At 57.9% G+C, this 23,270-nt stretch carries 18 protein-coding genes; 11 read left to right on the forward strand and 7 right to left on the reverse strand.

All coding sequences use genetic code 11. The features are described 5' to 3' along the window. Positions 1 to 117 precede the first annotated feature (117 nt). The 3 genes from U5A67_RS14380 to U5A67_RS14390 form a co-directional block, all read right to left on the reverse strand. A complete protein-coding gene (locus U5A67_RS14380; protein ID WP_321815147.1) occupies positions 118 to 678 on the reverse strand; it encodes a plasmid fertility inhibition factor family protein in 561 nt (186 codons plus the stop codon). Positions 679 to 1,058: 380 nt separating this feature from the next. Beyond that, positions 1,059 to 1,292 carry a DUF2158 domain-containing protein gene (locus tag U5A67_RS14385; protein WP_046196138.1) on the reverse strand — a complete coding sequence of 78 codons (234 nt, stop codon included), beginning with the start codon at positions 1,290 to 1,292 and terminating at the stop codon, positions 1,059 to 1,061. A 183-nt stretch (positions 1,293 to 1,475) separates the two neighbouring features. Beyond that, a complete protein-coding gene (locus tag U5A67_RS14390; RefSeq protein ID WP_321959714.1) occupies positions 1,476 to 2,450 on the reverse strand; it encodes a helix-turn-helix domain-containing protein in 975 nt (324 codons plus the stop codon). Between the two features lie 258 nt (positions 2,451 to 2,708). Here U5A67_RS14390 and U5A67_RS14395 point away from each other — a divergent pair, with 258 nt between their 5' ends. The 11 genes from U5A67_RS14395 to U5A67_RS14445 all read left to right on the forward strand — a co-directional run bounded on the left by U5A67_RS14395 (position 2,709) and on the right by U5A67_RS14445 (position 15,871). Then, the gene (locus U5A67_RS14395; RefSeq protein WP_046196136.1) at positions 2,709 to 3,785 is read left to right on the forward strand and encodes a GlxA family transcriptional regulator; all 1,077 of its coding nucleotides are present in this window, start codon (positions 2,709 to 2,711) and stop codon (positions 3,783 to 3,785) included. 135 nt (positions 3,786 to 3,920) lie between these two features. Further along, positions 3,921 to 5,168: a D-arabinono-1,4-lactone oxidase gene (locus U5A67_RS14400; RefSeq protein ID WP_321815145.1), complete on the forward strand. Its 1,248-nt coding sequence runs from the start codon at positions 3,921 to 3,923 to the stop codon at positions 5,166 to 5,168. A gap of 36 nt (positions 5,169 to 5,204) precedes the next feature. Then, complete coding sequence (locus U5A67_RS14405) at positions 5,205 to 5,984, forward strand: SDR family NAD(P)-dependent oxidoreductase (RefSeq protein ID WP_311020454.1); 780 nt, start codon at positions 5,205 to 5,207, stop codon at positions 5,982 to 5,984. A 342-nt stretch (positions 5,985 to 6,326) separates the two neighbouring features. After that, positions 6,327 to 7,715 carry an L-serine ammonia-lyase gene (locus U5A67_RS14410; RefSeq protein ID WP_303294206.1) on the forward strand — a complete coding sequence of 463 codons (1,389 nt, stop codon included), beginning with the start codon at positions 6,327 to 6,329 and terminating at the stop codon, positions 7,713 to 7,715. An 80-nt stretch (positions 7,716 to 7,795) separates the two neighbouring features. After that, positions 7,796 to 9,043: a serine hydroxymethyltransferase gene (gene glyA, locus U5A67_RS14415; protein ID WP_046196133.1), complete on the forward strand. Its 1,248-nt coding sequence runs from the start codon at positions 7,796 to 7,798 to the stop codon at positions 9,041 to 9,043. A 517-nt stretch (positions 9,044 to 9,560) separates the two neighbouring features. After that, positions 9,561 to 10,805: a sarcosine oxidase subunit beta family protein gene (locus tag U5A67_RS14420; protein WP_046196245.1), complete on the forward strand. Its 1,245-nt coding sequence runs from the start codon at positions 9,561 to 9,563 to the stop codon at positions 10,803 to 10,805. 24 nt (positions 10,806 to 10,829) lie between these two features. Continuing rightward, a complete protein-coding gene (locus U5A67_RS14425; RefSeq protein WP_303294207.1) occupies positions 10,830 to 11,150 on the forward strand; it encodes a sarcosine oxidase subunit delta in 321 nt (106 codons plus the stop codon). Next, positions 11,147 to 14,146 (forward strand): sarcosine oxidase subunit alpha family protein, encoded by a 3,000-nt coding sequence (locus U5A67_RS14430; RefSeq protein WP_321815144.1) that lies wholly within the window; start codon positions 11,147 to 11,149, stop codon positions 14,144 to 14,146. Before U5A67_RS14425 ends, U5A67_RS14430 begins: the two co-directional genes overlap by 4 nt. Continuing rightward, positions 14,136 to 14,795 (forward strand): sarcosine oxidase subunit gamma, encoded by a 660-nt coding sequence (locus U5A67_RS14435; RefSeq protein WP_321815143.1) that lies wholly within the window; start codon positions 14,136 to 14,138, stop codon positions 14,793 to 14,795. The genes U5A67_RS14430 and U5A67_RS14435 overlap by 11 nt, the downstream gene beginning before the upstream one ends. Further along, positions 14,792 to 15,223, forward strand: a complete 432-nt coding sequence (locus U5A67_RS14440) for a dihydroneopterin aldolase (protein WP_303294210.1) — start codon at positions 14,792 to 14,794, stop codon at positions 15,221 to 15,223. The genes U5A67_RS14435 and U5A67_RS14440 overlap by 4 nt, the downstream gene beginning before the upstream one ends. Positions 15,224 to 15,361: 138 nt before the next feature. After that, positions 15,362 to 15,871, forward strand: coding sequence for a hypothetical protein (locus U5A67_RS14445; protein ID WP_321815142.1), 510 nt, complete (start codon positions 15,362 to 15,364; stop codon positions 15,869 to 15,871). A gap of 41 nt (positions 15,872 to 15,912) precedes the next feature. On the opposite strand, the gene U5A67_RS14450 is transcribed toward U5A67_RS14445, so the two are convergent. From U5A67_RS14450 to U5A67_RS14465, 4 genes are all read right to left on the reverse strand, one after another. Next, positions 15,913 to 17,079, reverse strand: coding sequence for a porin (locus U5A67_RS14450; protein ID WP_321815141.1), 1,167 nt, complete (start codon positions 17,077 to 17,079; stop codon positions 15,913 to 15,915). A gap of 713 nt (positions 17,080 to 17,792) precedes the next feature. Next, positions 17,793 to 20,849, reverse strand: coding sequence for a TrlF family AAA-like ATPase (locus U5A67_RS14455; protein ID WP_321815140.1), 3,057 nt, complete (start codon positions 20,847 to 20,849; stop codon positions 17,793 to 17,795). After that, complete coding sequence (locus tag U5A67_RS14460; protein ID WP_321815139.1) at positions 20,846 to 21,043, reverse strand: hypothetical protein; 198 nt, start codon at positions 21,041 to 21,043, stop codon at positions 20,846 to 20,848. Before U5A67_RS14460 ends, U5A67_RS14455 begins: the two co-directional genes overlap by 4 nt. Then, positions 21,040 to 22,713, reverse strand: a complete 1,674-nt coding sequence (locus tag U5A67_RS14465) for a hypothetical protein (protein ID WP_321815138.1) — start codon at positions 22,711 to 22,713, stop codon at positions 21,040 to 21,042. Before U5A67_RS14465 ends, U5A67_RS14460 begins: the two co-directional genes overlap by 4 nt. Positions 22,714 to 23,270: the final 557 nt, after the last annotated feature.

Raw genomic sequence — 23,270 nt, forward strand, 5'->3', positions numbered from 1 at the left:
CGGTTTGGGGGTCACTGATCTCACGGCACGCTGTCCATATCCGCAAACCGCGAATGGACAGCATGGACGACTGTCCTGACGCGTGACTCCATCACCATGCGCGCGCCATTAACGACCCTAGTGTTCAAGCAACTCAGAGACTGTCATCCAGCGCCCTCCCGGGAAGCCAGCAAAGGCTTGCAGGACATCGGCTTCGTGGATATTGCATTCAACCGGGAAGCACTCCGCTGCGTGTGAGGCAAGCCACACGGTACGAATAACGCCGTCAAGAATGGTGACTCGTGGACGATCACCAACGATGGTGCTTGGTTCGACCTGAACTGGGGTAATGCTCATCGCCTGCCCCATCGACGGGAACTCACAACTCACTTCAGCGAGGGGCACCGGGTCATCCGAGCCGAGGCTGAACCCCTCCGTCGCTAGATGGAATCGCTCGTTCGTGAGCCACGTATCGCGGACCCTCCGTTTGAGATCACTCGCAACTGCCGCGGTCTCCCTGAGCCAGAGAGCCAAGAACTGAGCACAATCGACCTCAACTACAGCCCTCGATTCATTGTGATAGTTCGAACTGCTCACGCACATAAATGCATCACCAACGATCGTCGACACACGGAACATTGCGTCATTAGCATTTCCGTTTGTCACCCGTGTCCCAATGAAGCACTTCATGCCCGCCATCGCCAACTCGTGACGAGGAGCGCGAGAGAACCCGACTGTCGACCGCGTTGCCTGAAACTGGCCAACACGAGTTTGAGATTGCGACGTGTCCATGGCATACCTCTACTCCACTCAACTAGTCCGGCGAATCGCGGCAGCCACGTATTCCCTGACTGGTTCTCACAAACTGCTTCTGTTCGCTGCACGAGTCTCATTAGAGAGCACATGCGCCGCTTATCAAGAAGCGTAGAACCAGCCTCCGGTCACGGAAAGAGATTTCATGCTTGTTCCATGATCATGTCGGATTTGTTATGGCCGAGCTGCTGCTGCAGCACTGCAAGAATCGAGGATTTTCCTCCTGGAAAACAGAGGTATCGAGATGCACGCCAGACTACGTACTCTCATTGAGGCTGCCCGTCCGAGACGAACTCGATCGCATCAAAACTGAAGACAGCTCTGGCCAGTTTCATCGGGTTCGGTTCAGCAAACCATGAACACGCGAGTTGCGGACCAAATGCAGACGGTACAACCTGGTTGACGGTCATCAGTGGTCCGCCGGATTTCAATCGCACCACTCGACCCCGATATTGCACACCGAGCTCGCGCAACGTAGCCGGCCGCGCGCTGCTCTTCATTTCTTCATCATGTGTCAAGAATGGCCCCACTATTTCGCTTCGATAGCGTGATAGTAATGGAGCAGTACGAAATGATGCTAGTCGTCGACGAGAGATTATGTGCAATGTGCAAGGCACCTGCTCTTTCTGCGCCGCAACCGGCGCGACGATATCTCGTTAAACGACGCCGGATACTGACAAACGTCAGTTGGAGTCTTTGCGGGCGTAGCGCTTCAAGGTAGCCGACGGGAGCTCACCAAACATGTTCCGGTAGTCCTGCGCGAAGGTACCTAAATGCCAGAAACCCCACTTTGTTGCAGCGAACGTTACTGACTCACCATGACGAAGCTCTCGGCGAACATTGTTGAGCCGCACCGCGCGAAGATAAGCGACCGGATTCAGATTAAGAGCGTCGTGAAAAGCGTACTGAAGCGTTCGGCGGCTCAGTCCTAGCTGAACGCATAATTCAGCAATCGACAGCGGGCACGTGCTGGAGTCTTCGAGCTTCTCCTGCACTGAATTGACCAGCGCCCAGTGCTTTGTCGTACGCCCTCCGCTTGCTGCAGCGGGCGTCTCGACGAGAACCTCGGAGAGTGCGTAAATAATTGTCCTTTCCAGAAGCTCAAGTCGTCCATAGGCCTCCTCGCTCTGCACCGCCGAGGAGTCCGTTGAGGCTCGCATCGCATGCTGCAGCAGGGTGCGCAGATTTTCAGCAGACTCCGCTGGCATCGGAATCACCGGAGCCAGCGCCTTCGCGCGCAAGGAAGTTGCGAGCACTCTCATTGGTTCGGACAACAGCTTTTCGGGCTCTACTTCGACATTGACGAGCACATGGTGATCCGGGGAATAGAACTCGAACTCGGGAAGACTGGAGAAGACGTGCAAACTGTCCCGCTCACTCCGTTCACCGCACATCCGCGCGTGGCCCTCGAGTTCCAAAGGCACAGCGAGTGCCAGTCGGTCGTTGGGCACTGCGCCCTGTTGAAGGATCACCTTGTCGAGGCTCTCCATCAGCAACCGGATGCCGCCGAGTGTCAGGGTCGATGACGAACCATGGAACGACCCGCCGGAGATTTGCGTGTAGTGCAGATGCCAGCCATCGAAGGCACGCGCCTGTTCATTCACATCGGTGAAGGCGCTGAACGCCACGCCTCGCGCGAACAGCGGTGCATGCGACACATCTCCGGAAGTTACTTGCGCAGGGGGAGCCATAGCCGAATCAACAAGGGACACAAGTGCCGATTATTTATTTTAGCTAGCATCCGGCCGTGTCAAAAAGGTGTTACTGGCCCAACTCGTGGAAACCCTTACTTGCCGAAATCCGATAGTGAAGAAAGTTTCGACGCAATACCTTTACCAACAAGTGACACATCGGCTGGGTAGCAAGGTAATCCTGATTTCCCTGCCAGTTCTATGAGTCGGTGGAGGAAATGCAGAATGAGTGACGCTACATCAACCAATACGGGGCCGGTGCGCTTCGGCATCGTTCTATTGCCGAACTTCACTCTGACGGCCTTCTCCGGCTTTGTGGATATGCTCCGCCTCGCGAGCGACGAGGGAGACCAAAGTCGCCCCGATCGGTGTCACTGGCAAATCATAGGGGAAACCCTTAGCCCAATTCGGGCGAGCTGTGGCGTTCGGATGTCTGCCTGGACGACGTTCGAGGAAGCCGAAGATGTCGACTATGTCGTTGTGGTCGGCGGACTACTCCATTCGGGCAGCGAAACCAGCCGGGCGACGCTCGACTATCTTCGACGCATGGCGGACGCCGGAAAGACGTTGGTAGGCGTCTGTACGGGCACGTTTGCCCTCATGCGAGCGGGGTTGATGGACAAACACCGCACCTGTGTCAGCTGGTTCCACTATTGGGACTTTCTGGAGCAGTTTCCGGAAGCCGATCCCGACTATCTCGTTGCGGACCGACTTTTTGTCATGGACCGCCGACGCATCACATGCTCTGGTGGTCGCTCATCCATAGACGTAGCGGCGGCAATCTTGAGCCGCCACATCAATGCGTCGGCGATCCAGAAGGCACTGCGTATTCTTCAAGTCGATGATCCTCAGACGTGGAATGCGCCTCAAGCCCATCCGCCTTCACTGTCTTCGCAGACTCATCCGAAGGTGCGCAGAGCGATCCTCCTGATGGAACAGCAGATGTGCCCTGCCATTAGCATGGAAGAGCTCGCAAAAAAGCTCGATATGTCGATGCGGCAGTTGGAACGGGCTTTCAAAACCGAGACTGGGATGGGGCCACAGGCCTACGCAAAGCTCGTCAGGATCCGCTTCGCCGCGTGGCTCCTGTGTAACTCAGAGAAGACGATATCCAACATCGCTACCCTCTGCGGGTTCGCTGATGCCTCGCACATGGGACGTGACTTCCGGGCCGCGTTTGGAGCTACGCCCACGCAGTATCGCGAAACGAAGAAGGACGTCGCACCAGACGGTATGCGCGAATTGCTTGGGGACTGCGCGGACATGAAAGAAGTTTTCCCTGAGAGACAAGAATTTCACTAGCGCTGGAGACCGGCCGAAGCCGGACTGGCACCGAAATCCGTTCGGTCGAAGACTAAGAGGTTCCCGGCCACCAGGCTGACGGAACAGAATTAAGCAACTTAACGCAGCACCACGGTGCGCATCTGGAGAGTGTGAATGGAACTTCCGCGCGGCGGACACTGGCGCAACTGGGTTGGGAATCAATCCTTTATCGCCGGACACATGGCATCCCCGACAAGCGAAGGGGAAATCTCGGAACTCGTCCACACGGCGACGAGCCAGGGCAAGAACGTTCGAGTCTCGGGTTCGGGCCATTCGTTCACGCCTGTCGTCGCGACGAGCGGCTTGCTCCTGTCGTTGAAGGACTATCAGGGAATCGTCGACGTCGACCGCGAACAGAAGCGCGTTACGGTGAAGGCCGGCACCAAGCTGAACACGGTAACCGGACACCTCAAGGAAATCGGCTTCTCGCTCGTCAATCAAGGCGACATCGACTCGCAAGCGATCGCGGGCGCACTGGCCACCGGTACTCACGGCACCGGCACCACGCTGGGCAACCTCTCTTCGCAGGTTGTGGGCATGCGAATCGTCCGTCCGGACGGCTCCATCATGGAAGTCAGCGACAAGAAGGACATTGACCTTCTGCACGCAACCCAAGTGAACATCGGCATGTTCGGCGTCATTTCGGAAATGACGTTGCAGGTCACTGATGCGTTCTGGCTCCACGATCGCGTGTGGCGCGAAGATTTCGAATCGCTGATGGAACAGTACGACGAACTCGCCGCGAAGCATCGTCACTTCGGTTTCTTCTGGTGCCCGAAGTCGGAGAGCCGCGACCTCTACTGTCTGCCCGACACGACGAAGGTCTCGAATTCGAAGAAGGACTACGACGTCTGCGAAATCAAGGTGATGGACATCACTGACGAGCGCACCTTCTACGAAGGCGAGCACGAGAAAATTGCCTACAGCTCGGAGGTGTATGCAATTCACTACGTCGCGAACTTCCACGAGCTCGAATACGCCGTCCCCGCGCAACACGGGAAGGAAGCGCTTCGTCGCATTCGTGAGTTGATTCTCACGAAGCATCCCGACTGCATCTATCCGGTCGAATATCGCTTTACAAAGGGTGACCCGGCGTGGATCAGCCCGTTCAACAACCAGGACAGCGTCACCATCTCCTGCTCGGGCGGCCCGAATGGCGTTGACTATTGGCCATTCCTCAAGGACGTCGACGACATCCTCCGCGATTACAACTCGCGCCCGCACTGGGGCAAGCTCCATTTCACGAACCGTGACGACGTCGACCGTTGGTTCCCGAAAGCTGAGGCCTTCCGCGAATTGCGCCGCAGTGTGGACCCGCAAGGCTTCTTCTTGAACGACCATCTGCGCACGCTGTTCAGCTGATTTGGCGCAAAAACTACCCTATCAGGAGAAGACCGAATGAATGCAAAACTTGATGGACGCCTCGCTGGCAAAGTTGCCATCATCAGTGGCGGTGCCGGCGGCTGTGGCGCCGCCGCCTCGGAGCTGTTCGCAGCCCAAGGTGCGAGCGTCGCCATCATTGACCGCAATGGTGATGCGGCGGAGGCGCTCGCCTCCAAACTGCGCGATTCTGGCCTGAAAGCAACCGGCTTCGGCGCCGACGTTTCCAACCAGGCGGACGTGCAAAAGGCCGTAGACGCTGCTCGTGCGAAGTACGGTAACGCGGACATCCTGTTCAATCACGCTGGCACGCTCATCGTCAAACCATTCCTCGACATCGAAGAAAGTGAGTGGGACTGGCTCATGGGCGTCAACGTCAAGAGTATGTTCCTCATGACGAAGGCAGTTCTGCCGCAGATGCTCGAGAAAGGCCGCGGAAGCATTGTTTGCACATCGTCCATTTCGGCTGTCTGTGCAACGCCCGGCGAAGTGCTCTACGACGCCACGAAGGGCGCATGCCACATGTTCGCGCGCGCTATCGCTGTCGAGTACCGCGACCGTGGCATTCGCTGCAACGCCCTTGCCCCGGGGTTCATCCGTACGCCGCACGGCGTGCGCGAGCTCAAGGATCTCCAGGCTATGGGGGTAGATGCCACCGAAGAGGCGATCGCGGTCCAGCAAGGGCGCCTTTGCGAGCCGTCGGAAGTCGCATCCGCAGCCCTATTCCTTGCGTCGGATGAATCGAGTTTCGTCAACGGTACGCACCTCTTCGTCGACAACTGCTTCTCTGCCGTCTAGACCCAACCACTCCGGCCGGTGGAGCTCCAGTCTTCCGGTCGGCCTCTAGTGGTTTTTGCGAAGGCACTGCGAAGATGCAGTGCCTTCGTTTTTTATTTCTGCCTTATAAATTTCAGTCAACATACACTTACGCCAAGTTATTAACATAGTAGTTCTATATAACTTCGATAGATAAAATTTCCTACGATGGCGGTATACAAAACCCAAATGTTTTGCATGGTCATCGCAAAGACGACTAACGCCTAGCATGTCCCATCTTTGTGTCGAAATCCTTCTAGCGGAAACCGCCTGACTTCGATGGAATTGAGATTCCAGATAACTACGAATCTCAAGGTCAGGACGATGAACGTCAGCGTATTCGACATCTTCAAGATAGGGATTGGCCCGTCAAGTTCGCACACGGTCGGCCCGATGATTGCAGCTCAACGATTCGCCCAGCACCTCGACAACGCTGGCGACCTCGAGCGCGTTGAAACCGTCAAAATTGAGCTGTATGGCTCGCTTGGCGCTACGGGAAAAGGCCACGGCACCGACAAAGCGGTACTACTGGGGCTCGAAGGACATCTGCCCGACTCGTTGGATCCAGATATCGTCGAACCGGCCCTGAAGACAATTCGTATCGAGCGCTCCTTGCGCTTGCTGGGCAAGCGCGCGGTGCGATTCGAAGAGCGAGAGCACATTGCGTTCTTTCGCCGTCTTATGCCGGGCTCAGCAGAAGTCGTGCATTCCAACGGCATGCGCTTCCTCGCTCTCGACGGCAACGGAGAACTCATTGCGAAAAAAGAGTTTTATTCGATCGGTGGCGGCTTCGTAGTCAATCACGATGGCGAGCGGGTGAATGGCACGTCGCAAAGTACGCCTGTTCGTTATCCGTTCCGCACCGGTGACGACCTTCTACGCGTGTGCGAGGAAAGCGGGCTCTCCATCGCGGAAGTCGCATTCGACAATGAATCCGCGACGCGCACTCCGGAAGAAATTCAGCAAGGCATGCTCGACATCTGGCGTGCCATGGCTGCCTGCGTTGAGCGTGGATGCCGGATGGAAGGCAATCTGCCAGGCCCCATGGCAGTAAAGCGCCGCGCAGCCGAACTTGTTCAGCAACTGCGCAGCCGCTCCGAAGAATCGCTGCGAGATCCGCTGTCGATGCTCGACTGGGTCAATCTGTACGCGATGGCCGTCAACGAAGAAAACGCAGCCGGCGGCCGCGTTGTGACCGCCCCCACCAACGGCGCTGCCGGCGTGATTCCCGCGGTCCTCCACTATTACGTGAAGTTCGTCCCTGGTTCCAACGACAAGGGCATTATCGACTTCCTGCTCACTGCCGCGGCAATCGGAATTATCTACAAGGAAACGGCGTCCATCTCAGGTGCCGAAGTCGGATGTCAAGGCGAAGTCGGTGTTGCGTGCTCCATGGCGGCCGCCGCGCTGGCCGCCGTAATGGGTGGTACCCCATTGCAAGTCGAAAACGCGGCCGAGATCGGGATGGAACACAACCTCGGCATGACTTGTGACCCGGTTGGGGGGCTTGTTCAGATTCCCTGCATCGAACGCAATGCCATGGGCGCCATCAAGGCAATCAACGCCGCCCGCATGGCGCTGAAAGGTAACGGCAAGCACTACGTCACTCTCGACAACGTCATCAAAACGATGCGCGAAACGGGTGCTGATATGAAGACGAAATACAAAGAGACATCCCGCGGGGGTTTGGCGGTCAACGTTATCGAGTGCTGAGGACGCTCTCGATGTGAATTTCCCCGGGACAGATTCTGTGGCCCGGGCCATATGTTAGTCACCTATTTTGGTCATTCATTATGTTCAATCGCGCAACCAGCACCGTACAAAACGTCGACCCCGAACTGTGGGCGACGATCCTCGATGAGAACCGTCGTCAAGAGGACCACATCGAACTCATCGCATCGGAAAACTACACCAGCCCGGCCGTGATGGCAGCCCAAGGCTCGCAGCTGACGAACAAGTACGCTGAAGGTTATCCGGGCAAGCGCTATTACGGCGGCTGCGAGCACGTCGATGTTGTCGAGCAACTTGCAATCGACCGGATCAAGGAACTGTTCGGCGCAGAAGCAGCCAACGTCCAACCGAATTCGGGCTCACAAGCCAACCAGGGCGTGTTCTTCGCAATGCTCCAGCCCGGTGACACGATCATGGGCCTCAGCCTCGCGCACGGCGGCCACCTGACCCATGGCTCGCCGGTGAACCTCTCGGGCAAGTGGTTCAACGTCATCAGCTACGGCTTGACCGAAGCTGAGGACATCGACTACGAAGCCGCGGAAAAGCTCGCTCAGGAACACAAGCCGAAGCTGATCGTGGCTGGTGCCTCGGCATTTGCACTGAAGATCGACTTCGAGCGCCTCGCGAAGATTGCGAAATCCGTCGATGCGTACCTGATGGTCGACATGGCTCACTACGCGGGGCTCATTGCCGCAGGCGTCTACCCGAACCCTGTACCGCACGCCGATTTCGTCACCACGACGACCCACAAGAGCCTGCGTGGCCCGCGAGGCGGCGTCATTCTGATGAAGTCCGAGTATGAGAAGCAGATCAACTCGGCAATCTTCCCCGGCATCCAGGGCGGCCCGTTGATGCATGTCATCGCCGCGAAAGCTGTCGCCTTCAAGGAAGCACTCTCGCCTGAGTTCAAGGCATACCAGCAGCAAGTCGTGGAAAACGCGCGTGTGCTGGCCGAAACGCTGGTGAAGCGTGGGCTGCGAATCGTGTCGGGTCGCACGGAAAGCCACGTAATGCTGGTCGACCTTCGCGCGAAGAAGATTACCGGCAAGGCGGCTGAAGCAGCTCTGGGCGCGGCTCATATCACCGTGAACAAGAACGCGATCCCGAACGACCCGGAAAAGCCGTTTGTGACCAGCGGCATCCGTCTTGGCTCGCCGGCGATGACGACACGCGGTTTCGGCGTGAAGGAAGCTGAGATTGTCGGCAACCTGATTGCCGACGTGCTCGAAAGCCCGAATGACGAAGCAACGATTGAGCGCGTGCGCGGCCAGGTCTCTGAGCTCACCAAGCGCTTCCCGGTCTACGGCTAACTCCGCGCCGCACAGCCTGAACGCAATGGCCGCAGGCAGTCCATACGGCACACGCATTCGAGTTTAAGCACTTTGTTCGTACAGAGGCAGGGAGCCACCCTCGCCTCTGTACGCTTTTGCTATCACGCTACAAAAGCGAGCCGATAGAAGCCCCATAAACGGCCCGCAGATCCGGCTCTAACGATTTAGTCGTCGCCGCCACCCAATCGCGGCGGGTCACTCGACGTGCAGCTCGCGACGAGCTCATCGAACTACATCGCCCCATATAGCACGACCTAACGACAGCAAGTACAGACGCGACGAATGCTGCGCGCGCTAATCGGCGCGGTGGGCATTTTTTTGCTGCCGTGCTCCCGTATGTGAAAGGCGCCAAATAGTTCTTAGGCTGAGGCGGATTCCTTCTATCGGCCACCGCGTGATTCCGGTGGAATGTGACTAACGTAAAACGAGGAGCGATTCGCAAATGTTCCAAATACCAATGGGTGATGTTTGCGGCGCTGTGAACGAGGAGCAGGTAATGAGCCGTTATTCGATTTTTAGCCTGGTGCGCAATGGTCTTTCGTACCATGAAAACTGGGAGCGCCAGTGGAGAAGTCCTGAGCCGAAGAAGGAGTACGACGTCGTCATCGTCGGCGGTGGCGGTCATGGGTTGGCCACGGCATATTACCTGGCGAAAGAGCACGGCATCCGCAACGTCGCCATTCTCGAAAAGGGATGGATTGGTGGCGGCAATACCGCACGGAACACGACGATTGTTCGCTCGAACTATCTTTGGGACGAATCTGCGGGCCTGTACGAAAAAGCGATGAAGCTCTGGGAAGGTCTTTCGCAGGATCTGAACTACAACGTCATGTTCAGCCAGCGCGGGGTTCTGAATTTGGCTCACACCCTGCAGGACGTCCGTGATACGGAACGTCGTGTCAATGCCAACAGGCTCAACGGTGTCGATGCTGAATTCCTGACTCCCCAGCAGATCAAGGAAATTGAACCCACTATCAACCTGAACAGCCGCTATCCGGTGCTCGGCGCGTCCATCCAACGGCGCGCCGGTGTGGCACGCCACGATGCAGTGGCTTGGGGCTTTGCCCGCGGCGCAGACCGGCACGGTGTAGACATCATTCAGAACTGCCAGGTCACCGGCATCCGTCGTGAGGGGTCGCGGGTCGTTGGCGTAGACACGGTCAAAGGCTTCATCAAAGCGAAGAAAGTCGCTGTCGTCGCCGCAGGCAACACCACCACGCTGGCCGACATGGCTGGCATCCGCTTGCCGATCGAGAGCCACCCTCTCCAGGCTCTTGTTTCCGAGCCCATCAAGCCTGTCGTCAACACGGTCATTATGTCCAACGCGGTGCACGCGTACATCAGCCAGTCCGACAAGGGCGACCTTGTTATCGGTGCCGGCGTCGACCAGTACACGGGCTTCGGGCAGCGCGGCAGTTTCCATGTCATTGAAGGGACGCTTCAAGCGATCTGCGAGATGTTCCCCGTGTTCTCGCGCGTGCGCATGAACCGACAGTGGGGAGGCATTGTTGACGTCTCGCCCGACGCCTGCCCGATTATCAGCAAGACCGATGTTCAGGGGCTGTATTTCAACTGCGGCTGGGGTACCGGAGGCTTCAAGGCCACCCCCGGCTCTGGCTGGGTCTTCGCTCACACGATTGCGAACGACGCGCCACACCCGCTCAATGCGCCATTTGCTCTTGACCGTTTCTACACCGGTCATCTGATTGACGAGCACGGCGCTGCCGCAGTCGCACACTGAACGCAATTCTGGAGACCTCAAAAAATGTTGCTTATCGAGTGCCCCTGGTGTGGGCCACGTGCAGAGTCCGAGTTTTCGTGCGGCGGTGAGGCTGACATCGTTCGCCCCGTGAACTCGGAAAAGATGTCGGACCGTGAATGGGGCGAATACGTCTTCATGCGGACCAATACCCGCGGTGTGCACCGCGAGCAATGGATGCATGCGCAAGGCTGCCGACGCTGGTTCATGGCGACCCGCGACACGGTGACGTATCAGATTCAATCGTACGAGAAGTTTCCGCAGCCGCTCGCTGAAGCGGCGCCCGCTGACACGAAAAGCACCGCCCCTGAGAGGACCGCAAAATGACACAACAGAATCGGCTCGGTTCGGGCGGCAAGATCAACCGTGCAATTCCGTTGACCTTCACGTTCAACGGCAAGAAGTATCAAGGCTTCCAGGGCGACACGCTCGCATCGGCATTGCTGGCAAATGGCCAGCATTTCGTCGCGCGCAGCTTCAAGTATCACCGTCCTCGCGGCATCGTTACGGCCGGCGTCGAAGAACCGAATGCAGTCGTCCAACTCGAAACGGGCGCGGATACGATTCCAAATGCCCGCGCGACCGAAGTCGAGCTGTATCAGGGACTGACCGCAACCAGCCTCAATGCGGAACCCAGCCTTGAACAGGACCGCATGGCCATCAACCAGAAGTTCTCGCGGTTCTTGCCCGCCGGCTTCTACTACAAGACGTTCATGTGGCCGGCGAAGTGGTGGCCGAAGTATGAAGAGAAGATCCGTGAAGCGGCCGGCCTCGGCAAAGCGCCGACGATCGTAGACTCCGCACGCTATGACAAAACGTACGCGCATTGCGACGTTCTCATCGTAGGTGGCGGCCCCGCAGGCTTGATGGCAGCGCTCGTTGCTGGCCGCTCTGGCGCCCGCGTGATTCTGGTCGAAATGACGGCCGAGCTCGGTGGCAGCTTGCTCTCCTCGAAAATGGAAATCGGCGGCCAACCGTCGCAGCGCTGGCTCCTCAGCGTTGAGCAAGAGCTGCAATCAATGAAAAACGTTCGCGTATTGGCGCGGACTACGGCGTTCGGCTACCAGGACCATAACCTGGTGACTGCATCCCAACGGCTGACTGACCACCTTCCGGTGTCCGTTCGGAAGGGCTCGCGCGAGCTGCTTTGGAAGATTCGCGCGAAACAAGTCATCCTTGCTACGGGTGCCCACGAGCGTCCCGTGGTGTACGGGAACAATGATTTGCCGGGAACGATGCTCGCCTCCGCGGTGTCGACGTACATCAATCGCTTTAGTGTTCTGCCGGGCAAGAACGCCGTCGTGTTTACGAACAACGACGGCGCATATCAAACCGCACTCGATCTCAAGGCGGCTGGCGCGAATGTGACGATTGTGGACTCGCGTAGCCAAACGAACGGCACGATCCCTCTCATTGCGCGTCGTCAGGGCATCAAGGTCGTCAGCAACGCGGTCGTACTGCGTGCCGAAGGGAAAACACGCGTGTCGTCTGTTCGCGTGCGCCAACTTAAGCACGGTGAGCCCACGGGAGCCGAAGAGCGCATCGACTGTGACCTCGTTGCCATGTCCGGCGGTTGGAGCCCGGCGCTGCATCTTTTCGCCCAGTCGGGTGGCAAGGCACGTTGGAACGAATCGAAGCTGTGTTTCATGCCAGGACAAGCCGTTCAGGCCGAAGTTAGCGTTGGAGCTGCCAACGGTCAGTTCGGCCTCGCTGGCGCTTTGAACGATGGCGCGAACGCGGCCTTGAGCGCCGTTCAGTCGATTGGGCTCAATTGCGCAAAGGGCATTGTTCCGCCAGTTGCCGAAATTAAGGAAACACCGCTGGAGCCCCTTTGGATGGTCGGAGACAAGCGCACTGCTTCGCGTGGTCCGAAGCAGTTCGTCGACTTCCAGAACGATGTCGCGGCGGCAGACATTCTGCTCGCGGCACGGGAAGGCTTCGAATCCGTCGAGCACGTCAAGCGTTACACGGCGATGGGCTTCGGCACGGACCAAGGCAAGCTGGGCAACATCAACGGCATGGCGATCCTCGCGAAGGCGCTTGGAAAGACGATACCGGAAACCGGCACGACGACATTCCGACCGAACTACACCCCCGTCACCTTCGGCACGTTCGCTGGCCGTGAACTTGGGGACTATCTCGACCCGATCCGCAAGACCTGCGTTCACGAGTGGCACGTTGAAAACGGTGCTGAGTTCGAAGACGTCGGCAACTGGAAGCGCCCGTGGTACTTCCCGAAGGGCGGCGAAGATCTCCACGCTGCTGTCGCGCGTGAATGTCTCGCAGTCCGTCAAAGCGTCGGCATCCTCGACGCTTCGACCCTGGGCAAGATCGACATCCAGGGCCCGGACGCAGCCACGCTTCTGAACTGGATGTACACCAACCCGTGGAGCAAACTTGAAGTCGGGAAGTGCCGCTATGGCCTGATGCTGGACGAAAACGGCATGGTCTTCGACGACGGCGTGACGGTGCGCCTTGGCGAGCAGCACTACATGATGACAACGACGTCAGGCGGTGCAGCACGCGTGCTCAACTGGATGGAGCGTTGGCTGCAGACCGAATGGCCGCATCTGCGTGTGCGTCTTGCCTCGGTGACCGACCACTGGGCGACCTTCGCTGTCGTTGGACCCAACAGCCGCAAAGTGTTGCAGAAAGTCTGCAAGGACGTCGACTTCAGCAACGGCGAATTCCCGTTCATGTCATACCGCGAAGGAACAGTCGCAGGTGTTGGGGCGCGCATCATGCGCATCAGCTTCTCGGGTGAACTCGCCTATGAGGTTAACGTTCCGGCCAACTTCGGACGCAGCGTCTGGGAAGCAATCGTGAATGCTGGCGCCGAGTTCGACATTACGCCGTACGGAACGGAAACGATGCACGTCCTGCGCGCCGAAAAGGGCTACATCATCGTTGGCCAGGATACCGACGGCTCGGTAACCCCTATTGACCTCGGGATGGAGGGACTGGTCTCGAAGACGAAGGATTTCCTTGGCAAGCGCTCACTCAGCCGCTCGGATACTTCGAGGCCCGGTCGCAAGCAGTTTGTCGGCCTGCTCACCGAAGAGCCATCGCTCGTATTGCCGGAAGGCAGTCAGATCGTGGCTGGACCGTTCTCCGGTAACACAGCGCCCATGCTTGGGCATGTCACGTCCAGTTATTACAGCCCTATTCTGAAGCGCTCTATTGCCCTTGCGCTCGTCAAGGGTGGGCATGACAAAGAAGGACAGCACGTAACGATTCCGCTTTCCAATGGCAAGCAGGTACGGGCCAAGATTTCCAGCCCCGTCTTCTATGATGTTGAAGGAGTGCGTCAAAATGTCGAATGAAACCACTGCGGTGCAAACAGGCGCTGCACATAAGCGCGTCGCCCAAATCCTGAGCAGTGGCGAAGGCGTTTGGCAAGAGTCGCCGTTGGTGGCACTCGCTTCTGACATCGCGAGTCGCCATAGCGACAGCAGTTCCGCTTTTCACCTACGGGAACGGCCGTTCGTAGATCTTGTCACAGTTCGCGGAAGCGTCTTCGACGGGCTGTTTGTCGAAACGCTGTCCCTGAACGTCGGCTGCAAGCCTCAAGCGACCCCTAACAAGGTCTCACGCGGCCCGAAGTTTGATGTCTTGTGGCTTGGCCCCGACGAATGGATGGTAATGGGCCAAGAGGCGAGCGACGGCAAACTGGCGCGCGAGCTACAACAGGCATTCGTGGGCCAGTTCGTTTCGGTCGTCGATGTCAGCAGCGGCTACACAGTCCTCGAACTCAGCGGTCGCTCAGTACGTGAGGTTCTTTCTCGTGGCTGTCCGCTCGACGTAGACCCAAGCGTTTTCCGCGTAGGCGATTGCGCACAGAGTCACTACTTCAAGGCGTCCATCATCCTGCACCGCACCGGTGAGGACAGTTTTGAACTGATTATTCGACGCAGCTTCGCAGACTACTTCTGCCGCATGCTCATCGATGCATCCGATTCGGTGGTCTCATGAACGTACTGGCGATGCCTGCAGCAAGAAAAGCTCAGGCTGATACTCGGCTTCAGGGGATGCGCGTCTTCGTTGATGAGATGACCGTGCAAACGCGCATCGGCATACACGCACACGAGAAGCTTGCGCCACAGCCTGTCGTTTTCAGCCTCGAGCTGCTCTACGGGTGCCACCCGCGGGAAGAGTCGCTTGACTCGTTCATCGACTACGAACGGTTGTGCAACCGTCTGTGTGAATTTCTGGCTGAGAAGGACCATACCGGTCTGCTCGAGACACTTTCTCTGGAGGTCGCGTCGGTAGCCTTCGACGAATTCCCAGCGATCGAAGAGATAACCGTGGTGATGTACAAGCCCAAAATTCGAAAGGATGCGAATCGCTTGGGCGTCGAGCTTCAGTTGACACGGTTGGATTACGAGGCAATTCGAGCTTGAGCAGGTAGTACAGAGATATGGCCGGCTACGCACGGAGCAGCGCGGTCGGCCATATCCGACGCAGCATGGTGCTGGGGCAAATCCTCCTCTACTGGTCGGATGGCCCACGGAATCTGCCTCGGGAGTTGTGGATTGAATATGGAAGCGGAAAGCGAGATGTTGAACCTTGCGGGTCAGACGCTAACGAGAGCTGGATTCGTCAAGATATCTCTCAAGAATCACCTGTGCCTACTTGCGCTGCGGAAGGGCTGTGGTTCCAACTACCACCTTGGGACACTCGTGCGGACCGTTTTCGAGAGCTTCTTTCTCGCGCAAAGCGGCTATGGAACTACGGATTTGTCGGTCTATCCTGAGGTTGGGGAAAAACTCGCGCAATTCACGGCGTCTTGTACCAAAGGCAAGTTACGCAAGCTCAGCGTCGAAGCGAGTCGCGTTGTGGGTGCATTGCTGGCCATCTACGACCGACAACTCGAACACGCACCTCTTGGGCTGCTTGTTTCAGCGCACGATCGGGCCGAAGAAAACTTCTCTGCCGCACCGTCTGAACGCAAATCTCTCAACACGCTCGTAACGATGGAGCAGGTTCGGAGAATGTATGAGAGTAAGCGCAGTCCGTCACAGTCGACAGGGATGTTCACGATGTGGTGAATCCGCCAATGCTTACGCATTGGCGGCAACGAAGATACCCGTCAAAACGTGTGATTTATTGCGACGCGCACTACCGTTTGATTCGATGTAGAAGAAACGCCTGCGGAGCCAGGAATATAGGCATAGCCAAGGACATTGCTGGCAGCCGAATCGCTGACTTTCTGATAGACCGCTTGTGCGTACAGAGAAGTCCGCTTGGAAATAAGGTACTGCGCCTGCACGCCAAGCTGATTCCAGTGCGTTGATGTCGACGCACCGCCACTCGATGAAATTGCACGAGTGTAGGTGTACATGCCCCCGAATATCAGTGCGGGCGTGAAGTTATACAAGACGTTTACTTCGGCATTGTCGAAGTTCAGATGTCCTCCTTCCAGACCGAGGTCCCCTATGAACACCGACGAAACCGGACTTTGAATTGCGACGTGCGTGTACACAGCTGCAAGCGTTACGCCATGAAGTGCGTATGACGCACCGATGCCGTACGTCTTCTGGTTTTTAGCGGAAAAGTTTGCATCGTCGGCAGCGATACTGCCTCCTGAAGTCATTCCAGGATTCGACAAATCTGCATACGCGGCAGCAAGATTGAAGTCGCCGATGTTGTACTTGATCCCGGCAGACACCGCTCGATTGTTAGCAAAGCCACCCGCCTGGTTGCTAAGGCCGATGAGAGCCGTCGCCGAGAGGCCGTGGAAAGTAGGAGATGTGTATTTGACCGAGTTAGCGACGTGATAGATGCCGTCGGTATTGTCGTTGTCGAGCGGATGTGAGAACAGATAGCCGCCCCAATTTCCATTGGCGGTCAACGGCGCTACGGTGTCCACAATGCTGTCAAACTGGCGCCCAAGCGTAAGTGATCCGAAGCTGTCTGATACCAAGCCTACATAAGCCTCGTATCCGAAGAGTCGCCCGCCATACAGCAACGTTCCTGATTCGGTATTGAACCCACTCTCAAGATCAAAGATCGCCTGAAGCCCGGAGCCAAGGTCTTCTTGTCCTTTCAGCCCAAATCTGCTGGTTGCGAGATCAATGCTGGACATTTGCCACGCGGATTTACCACCAGCATTGCTCGTATAATTGATACCTTCATCGAGGACGCCAACCAGTGTGACACTGCTTTGAGCGAATACGGGACCAGATACCACCGCCATAAGGCCTGCAATGGTCGTTAGCTTGATCTTTTTCATATGCTTATCAATTTCTTTGTACATTTAATTCGCAGTCCTAGTTATAAAAATATTTAGAACACGAGATACGCTCACCGCTCCGTCCGCGATGGCCCGGGTGACAAGTTAGCCGTACATTAGGGAGCCAATTTCTTAGGCACAATCAGATTTCGGCAAATCAGGTAAAGCCCCTAGCGCTTGAGGCGGGGGGCGTGGAACTCGTAAGCACGAGATGTGCGCGAATTTGCAAAGCGCAGCCGAAAAATGAAGACTATTAAGTGCATGCCCCCAAAAAAATACACAGCGGCTTCAGGGGTTACGCGCGCGTTCGCGCTTTGCATTGGCCTCAGTTGCGCGTTGCCACGCACGCCCTTGAGGTGTCCGACGCGCTGGAAAATGCTTCGGTTGGTTGGCTAAAAAACAATGCCAGTGGCGCAAGCCGGAACAATAATGCGGAAGCCCGCTCTGCTCACGGAAGCGGCCATTTTCTCCGACGGGTGCGATAGTCCGTTGAGCGGCGTATACGGCTGTTCGAAATCTAGCGAGGCTGGAACCGCATATGCCATTTGCATGAGACGGCTAGCGGCCATGATCGTTCATAGCGCTCTTTCCACGGAATGTCCGCTCATGGCTTGAAGTGCAGCCGGTGAAGTCCGATGGGCGAACAACAGCTTCGCAGGAAGCTGACGTACACTCCCCAATCCGCCGAGTCGCCGGTGTATCGCAAGAACTAATGTAGCCTTCCATCGCTCCCGGTCTCAGAGGTACTTGCGGCGACGGTTCTCGAAGGCAGGCTTCGTCCCCTCCAGGATGTTCACAACGGACCGGTTCAAGTTCAGCTCCTCGATTGCACCCGCTTCGTAGGAAATCTTGTTTGAGCCATCCCGCTCCATGGAACAGACAATCACCTGCTCGGCGTCGCAGGCCACGGCAAGGTTGGCGTTGTGGGTGACCATCACGACTTGCCGGTGCTGTTTAGCCCTCGTGATCACACCAACCAGCAGATTGTAGACCGTCTCGTTGTCGAGGTTCTCTTCGGGCTGGTCCAAGATGATCGGGACGCGGTCCCGGTCGACGAGAAGGTAGAAGATGAGTAGGAGTGCGCCGCGCTGACCAGGAGACAGCCGCTCGAGTTCGACGCTGCCCAGCATCAGGCCGTAGCTGAGGTCCGCGTAGTCGAGCCCGTAGAGGAAGTCGTAAAGCTGCGCGGCTGTTCTGTCCGCGCGTAGGAGCGTTGCAGTGGACACCGGCCTTCGCTGCCCGCTACGAATGTCATGGGTCAGCGCCTCGTCCACTTCAGCCAGGAAGTCAGTCAGGCCGGCCTCGGTCGTGAGGTCGTGCAATGCCAAGAGTTTGCCGGCCAGAGCTTTGGACTCTTCCAGGCCCACGAACGAGCCAACGTTCTGCTTGATAAAGTCGAAGAGCCGCGTGGCGAAGGCTTCAAACGAGAATCGCACAGAGAACTGTACCCCGAGTGCCTCGCGAATCTGCGGCTCGTCATCTACCAAGGCTTGCACCGGAGCAAAGAGCCCCTTCAGGACCTCGGCGCGCTTGTGCAGGGTCGACAAAATCGACACAGATAGCTGAACGCGCTTCTTCCGCAGCTCGGCCAGCTCCGCACGCTGGGCCGGGATGTTCTTGAGGCGATGCCACTTACCGCGGAAGGACTCATCTTTGTACGCCGCGCCGACAGCGGCAACCCACTCTTCTTCCCAGGCACGCTGAGCAGCCAGCGCCTCTTGATGCGCGCGCATCGGCCCGTCAAGCGTGGATTGTTCCTGAGCCAAATTAGCTTTAAGCTTGGCAAGCTGCGCCGGCAGAGCACCTTCGACACCAGGCTGAAGCAAAGCTTGCTGCTCGGCAAGCTTGGTCTTCGTAGTCACCTCCAGACCCGACAGCGGCGCAGTGTTGACGATAAGCTGGACAATGTCACCCACCTTGAGACCGAGGGGCGAAAGCCGCTTCGTCAAGTCCTCGCTAACGTCGTCCACATACTTCTGCAGGGCGGTAACACGCTGAAGCACGTCCTCGATGGAGCGGGCACGCGCACGTTGCACCTCTACCTCGGCTTGGGCGCTAGCTTGTTGAGCTTCCATCTCGGTGATGCGAGCGTTCAACTCGGCAATAGCGCCAGCAGCGGCCTTGGCCGGCTCGTCATCCGCCTGCGGTGCCGGAGGAACCTTCGGCCTCTTCTCGTGCAGTGCACGCAGCCCAACCAGAGCCAGCCGAACAGACTCTCGAGCCCGGTCTTGTGCGGTTTGATCGACCTGCTCGATTAACTGAATGATGCGCGCGTTGACGGTCTTCAAACTCGCCTGCAGCACAGAGGAATCTCGCTCTATGACGTCGGTACGCAGGTTAATGAGCTCGTCGAGCGAATCCGCACCGTCCCTTTCTTCGACGGGGATGTGAGAGAAGATAACGGTTCGCAGCTCGCCCTGAAGCAAGCTGTCGTCCCCTTTGACGTGGTCGTTGCACAACTCCTCGAAGTATCGCTGCGGCAGGTACTTGACCCGAGGCACCGAGCTGCTTGACCGGTTCTCGGACAGGACACGCCACTCTGGCTGCTTGGTGTCCTGCACCCATTGGAGCTGCGCCTCGAAGGAACTCGCCTTGTTGTCTTTCGGGAGACGGAATCGCTGGTCCGAGAGGAAGGAGAAGTAGCGTTCGTTGGGCGTATCCCCCAATACCCCAATTACGTCGGCAAGAGCGCTCTTCCCGCTGCCCTTCCTGCCGATCAGGGCAACAAGGTCTTGGCTCAATGCAAGCGTCGTGTTGTTGAACCACACACCAGGCTCCGGAGCGCCCGCGCGCTTGCGTACAAGGACCGCCTTGATAAAGAGCTGTGGATTCTTCTGAACGAAGTCGACCTTCGGTGGCAGCGCGCCCACGTAGGACCTGTTCGCGGGCTCGCGGCAGGCTTGCAGCAGGCCGGCGAAGGTCGGAAGCGCCTTAATCCAGGTCGCGTTGCCGCTTGGGAATCGCCCGTAGTCTGCAACTCGGTGGGCATCGCTGCCACGTACGGCCAGCTTCGGATGCTTGATGGCTGCAGTAAACGCTTCGAAGAAGCTAACGTTAGCCGGCGTGCGGACGCCAATGAAAGCATCTCGGGTCGCGGGGTTGGCGACCTCGAAAATCGCCTCCATCGCGAGAATTTCGCGCGGGTAGGAATAGTGCTCCCGGAACCGAATCTTGTTGACGCCGTCACTGGTATCGAACGGCACGAACAGTATGGCGTCGTGCTCGCCGAAGATTTTCAGGGCCTCCGCCACCGACTCAGGAGTGACCTCGGCGGCTTTTGAAGCAGCCAGCAGCGCGGCCGATTCGTTGGCTGCAATTAACTGCGGCGTCGCTCCAAGCTCCTTGAGACGCTCCACGCTGAGGTGCTGCCGAGCCCATTCCACCAAGTAGCCGTCCGTCAGGGGCTTACCGGTCAGGCTCAACTTCAGCTGCGCCTTGAAGGCATTCAGCTTGTCGTCGGACAGGTCAGGATTGAGCAGAACATGGACGTTGAGGCGGAAGTCCCCCGGAGAGACCATCCGCAGCTCGATGCCAGGAAAAATGGTCGCCGAGCATTTCGTCGCGCCTGGACGCCCCAGGTACTCCCGGAGGCTCAGGACGCCATCGAAGGTCCAGTAGTCCATGACGGCGACCGCCACGCAGTTGCTTTTGTTGATCCCTTCAACGACCTGCTTGAGCAGGTCGTCCCGTTCGGCAGAGGTCGTGGCATCGCGCAGGCGTTTACCGTTCCATTGATACGAGGCGGGCGTGTGGATATGCAAATCCCACTTGCCCCAGGTTGCACCCTGGTTCATGGTGTTCTTTTCTCCCGAATATCGCTCGGCTTTTCGCCGCTGGCACCCCGTATCGTTCTAAACCGAATCGACTTCGATACCTGCATTTCGGCCAAGCGACTTGCCAGGTGCCCATCCGGCTCGTTGTCGATGACATGGGCCACAGCCGCAACTGCGGCCGTGGCCTTCAGCGTCTCCCTCGACTTCTTCCTCATGCCCCTTCCTCGATGCGGTCGATGTCCAGATAGATGGCGTGCCCAAAGGCGAACGACCACATGCCGGGCAGCTTCTTGATGATGCCTTCGGTGGAAATGAGGTGCGGCATCACGCCGACATACGCCTCCAGACCCAGCGCGGCGAGCTTCAACCGCAACTCCTCGCCGTCCCCGGCATAGCAGAGGTACGGCAGCGGATCGTCGGGGTCGATGAACTGCCCGAGCTGCTGCATCTTCTGGATACGGATGGAGGCGCTGAAGTCCTCGATGGCATCGCGAATGCCCTCGATCTGGTCGGGATTCAAGTCACGCGGCGTTCGGTAGCGCACGAAGTCCACGCGCGGCATCAGCGAGCGAATGAGGGTATCGTCGACGGCCTTGACCAGCTTCGCCCGAGGCGGCGAAGCAAAGAGTTTGTTGGGCTCCTTGAGCTTGAGGTGCTCAGCCAGCGTCATGACGAAACCCACTTTGACGTCGGGGACATTTTCTTGCTCCAGGCCGGTCTCGGCGCAGAACGAGTCCCAGTCATAACCGGCGTCGTTCAGTGCGTGAAAGACCCGATGGAGGTCAACGCGGTAGGTGTCGTCCGGGCCACTCAGGTACTTCAGCTGCTTCGTGACGTGGTGGTGCTTCACCTTTCCGCCGAGGATGCGTTTGGCCAGGCGATATCGCCGCCAAAGTTTTTCAGACTCGGCCTCCGTGAGCATCGAGTGGACTTGGCCAGGAACATAGTCCTCGGGGTGCAGGGTTGTCATCTGCCACACGTAGCGGCCTTTCCCCACGCGCCAAGCCGCTTCCTCCAAAGAGATATCCAGCGACTGCCCCTTGGCCTCATTTTTGGCGGCCAGCTCGAGTTGGGACCAGCACGTCATCTCGTCGCCACGGGCGATTTCAAACCCATCGCCCGGCATCAGCTCGTTGTCCTCCCGAAGGAGAACCAGTTCCGAGTTGCAAGTGTCATCCGGCGTAACCGGCTGGGGCACGGCCGGCAGCTTCGCCAGAACGTCAGGCGCGTATCGCCCGCAAATCTGGAGTGTGGCCACCCCGTCCAAGATGGCCTTCTCGGTTTCTTCCAGTCGTCGGCGGACCATCTCGAAAGCCGCTGGCGCCTCGGTCAGCCACCCATTGCCCTCACCGATAGGGTTGATAACCAGCGCGGGCACCATCTCAGTCTCGCCTGTCTGGCTTTCTTTGTCCGGCTCCGGCACACAGATTAAAATGAAGTCGTCCCCGAAGCGGACTTCGAACACCTTGGTGGGCTTGACCTGGTGCCAAGCCTCGAGCCATTCGGCCAGCCTTGGCGCAAGCTCATGCCAGCTCGAAAACTGCTCCTCCGGCGCCTTGACCATCATAGTGAGCTTGAGTTTCGGCACAGATGGCTCCCGATTGCAGGCATGCCAGCTCGAATGACCAAGGATGCGGGACGCGGCGTCCAGCGCCGCCGTATGCTTGAGCGAGATGCCGGCGCCACTCAAGGCCTTGCGCAGCCTCTTGGCCAGAGCCTTAGGATCCTCATCGGGCTTGGGTTGCAGGTCTTTGACCACCTTGAGCGCGGCCTCTGAGGAGAAGCTCGGGACCTTGAGATGGACGAAGGTCCACAGGGCTGCGGCAGTGACCTGCAAGTCTTGGGGGGGAGCGGTGTGCGCCGTCGGCGCAGTAGCGGCTGCCATGGATGACTCCTGGAGAGCATCGAGGGACGGCACGCGTTATCCGGCTCTCCAAGTGGAGGTCATCGAGCCGGGGAAAGATGTCTTGGAAATGAACTGGCTTTGCCGTGCCGGACATGATCCGGTGCGTGCACTGACGGGCGCCAACTTGCCCACGATTCGGCTTGAACCGCGTGAGCATCGTAAGCAAAACCGCCCAACACTGTCAACTCTGACTGCTGGATGAGAGGAGACACCGAGAGCGGACGCGGTGCTGAGCTTGAGTTCTTGTCAGAATAGAGGACGAGGCCAAACGGCTACAACTCGAATCCCTGCATCGAACGGGTGCTTCGCAAAGCCGCCGCCGACACAGCTGCGGAGGTTCCCCTTTAATCGGTTGACGACGCATCAAGGTAATTTAGAGTTGGAGATATGCAATGGCATGCACGGTGAAGTCGGGCGTACAACCGCTTACGAAACACTTTCACATGCCATATAGCGACAAGCACTCGTTTGGTATCTTGCGACCGGCGGACGCAGGAAACTGGCTGAGCAGCCACTCAATGGACGAACGGTAGCGC

It is taken from the genome of Paraburkholderia sp. J69-1, assembly GCF_905220255.1.
In the GTDB taxonomy this organism is placed as follows: Bacteria; Pseudomonadota; Gammaproteobacteria; order Burkholderiales; family Burkholderiaceae; genus Paraburkholderia.

Coding starts and splice junctions, on each gene's coding strand:
- U5A67_RS14380 (WP_321815147.1), bottom strand. CDS start 678: ATGGCGGGCATGAAGTGCTTCATTGGGACACGGGTGACAAACGGAAAT.
- U5A67_RS14385 (WP_046196138.1), bottom strand. CDS start 1,292: ATGAAGAGCAGCGCGCGGCCGGCTACGTTGCGCGAGCTCGGTGTGCAA.
- U5A67_RS14395 (WP_046196136.1), top strand. CDS start 2,709: ATGAGTGACGCTACATCAACCAATACGGGGCCGGTGCGCTTCGGCATC.
- U5A67_RS14400 (WP_321815145.1), top strand. CDS start 3,921: ATGGAACTTCCGCGCGGCGGACACTGGCGCAACTGGGTTGGGAATCAA.
- U5A67_RS14405 (WP_311020454.1), top strand. CDS start 5,205: ATGAATGCAAAACTTGATGGACGCCTCGCTGGCAAAGTTGCCATCATC.
- U5A67_RS14410 (WP_303294206.1), top strand. CDS start 6,327: ATGAACGTCAGCGTATTCGACATCTTCAAGATAGGGATTGGCCCGTCA.
- glyA (WP_046196133.1), top strand. CDS start 7,796: ATGTTCAATCGCGCAACCAGCACCGTACAAAACGTCGACCCCGAACTG.
- U5A67_RS14420 (WP_046196245.1), top strand. CDS start 9,561: ATGAGCCGTTATTCGATTTTTAGCCTGGTGCGCAATGGTCTTTCGTAC.
- U5A67_RS14425 (WP_303294207.1), top strand. CDS start 10,830: ATGTTGCTTATCGAGTGCCCCTGGTGTGGGCCACGTGCAGAGTCCGAG.
- U5A67_RS14430 (WP_321815144.1), top strand. CDS start 11,147: ATGACACAACAGAATCGGCTCGGTTCGGGCGGCAAGATCAACCGTGCA.
- U5A67_RS14435 (WP_321815143.1), top strand. CDS start 14,136: ATGTCGAATGAAACCACTGCGGTGCAAACAGGCGCTGCACATAAGCGC.
- U5A67_RS14440 (WP_303294210.1), top strand. CDS start 14,792: ATGAACGTACTGGCGATGCCTGCAGCAAGAAAAGCTCAGGCTGATACT.
- U5A67_RS14445 (WP_321815142.1), top strand. CDS start 15,362: ATGGAAGCGGAAAGCGAGATGTTGAACCTTGCGGGTCAGACGCTAACG.
- U5A67_RS14450 (WP_321815141.1), bottom strand. CDS start 17,079: ATGTACAAAGAAATTGATAAGCATATGAAAAAGATCAAGCTAACGACC.
- U5A67_RS14455 (WP_321815140.1), bottom strand. CDS start 20,849: ATGAACCAGGGTGCAACCTGGGGCAAGTGGGATTTGCATATCCACACG.
- U5A67_RS14460 (WP_321815139.1), bottom strand. CDS start 21,043: ATGAGGAAGAAGTCGAGGGAGACGCTGAAGGCCACGGCCGCAGTTGCG.
- U5A67_RS14465 (WP_321815138.1), bottom strand. CDS start 22,713: ATGGCAGCCGCTACTGCGCCGACGGCGCACACCGCTCCCCCCCAAGAC.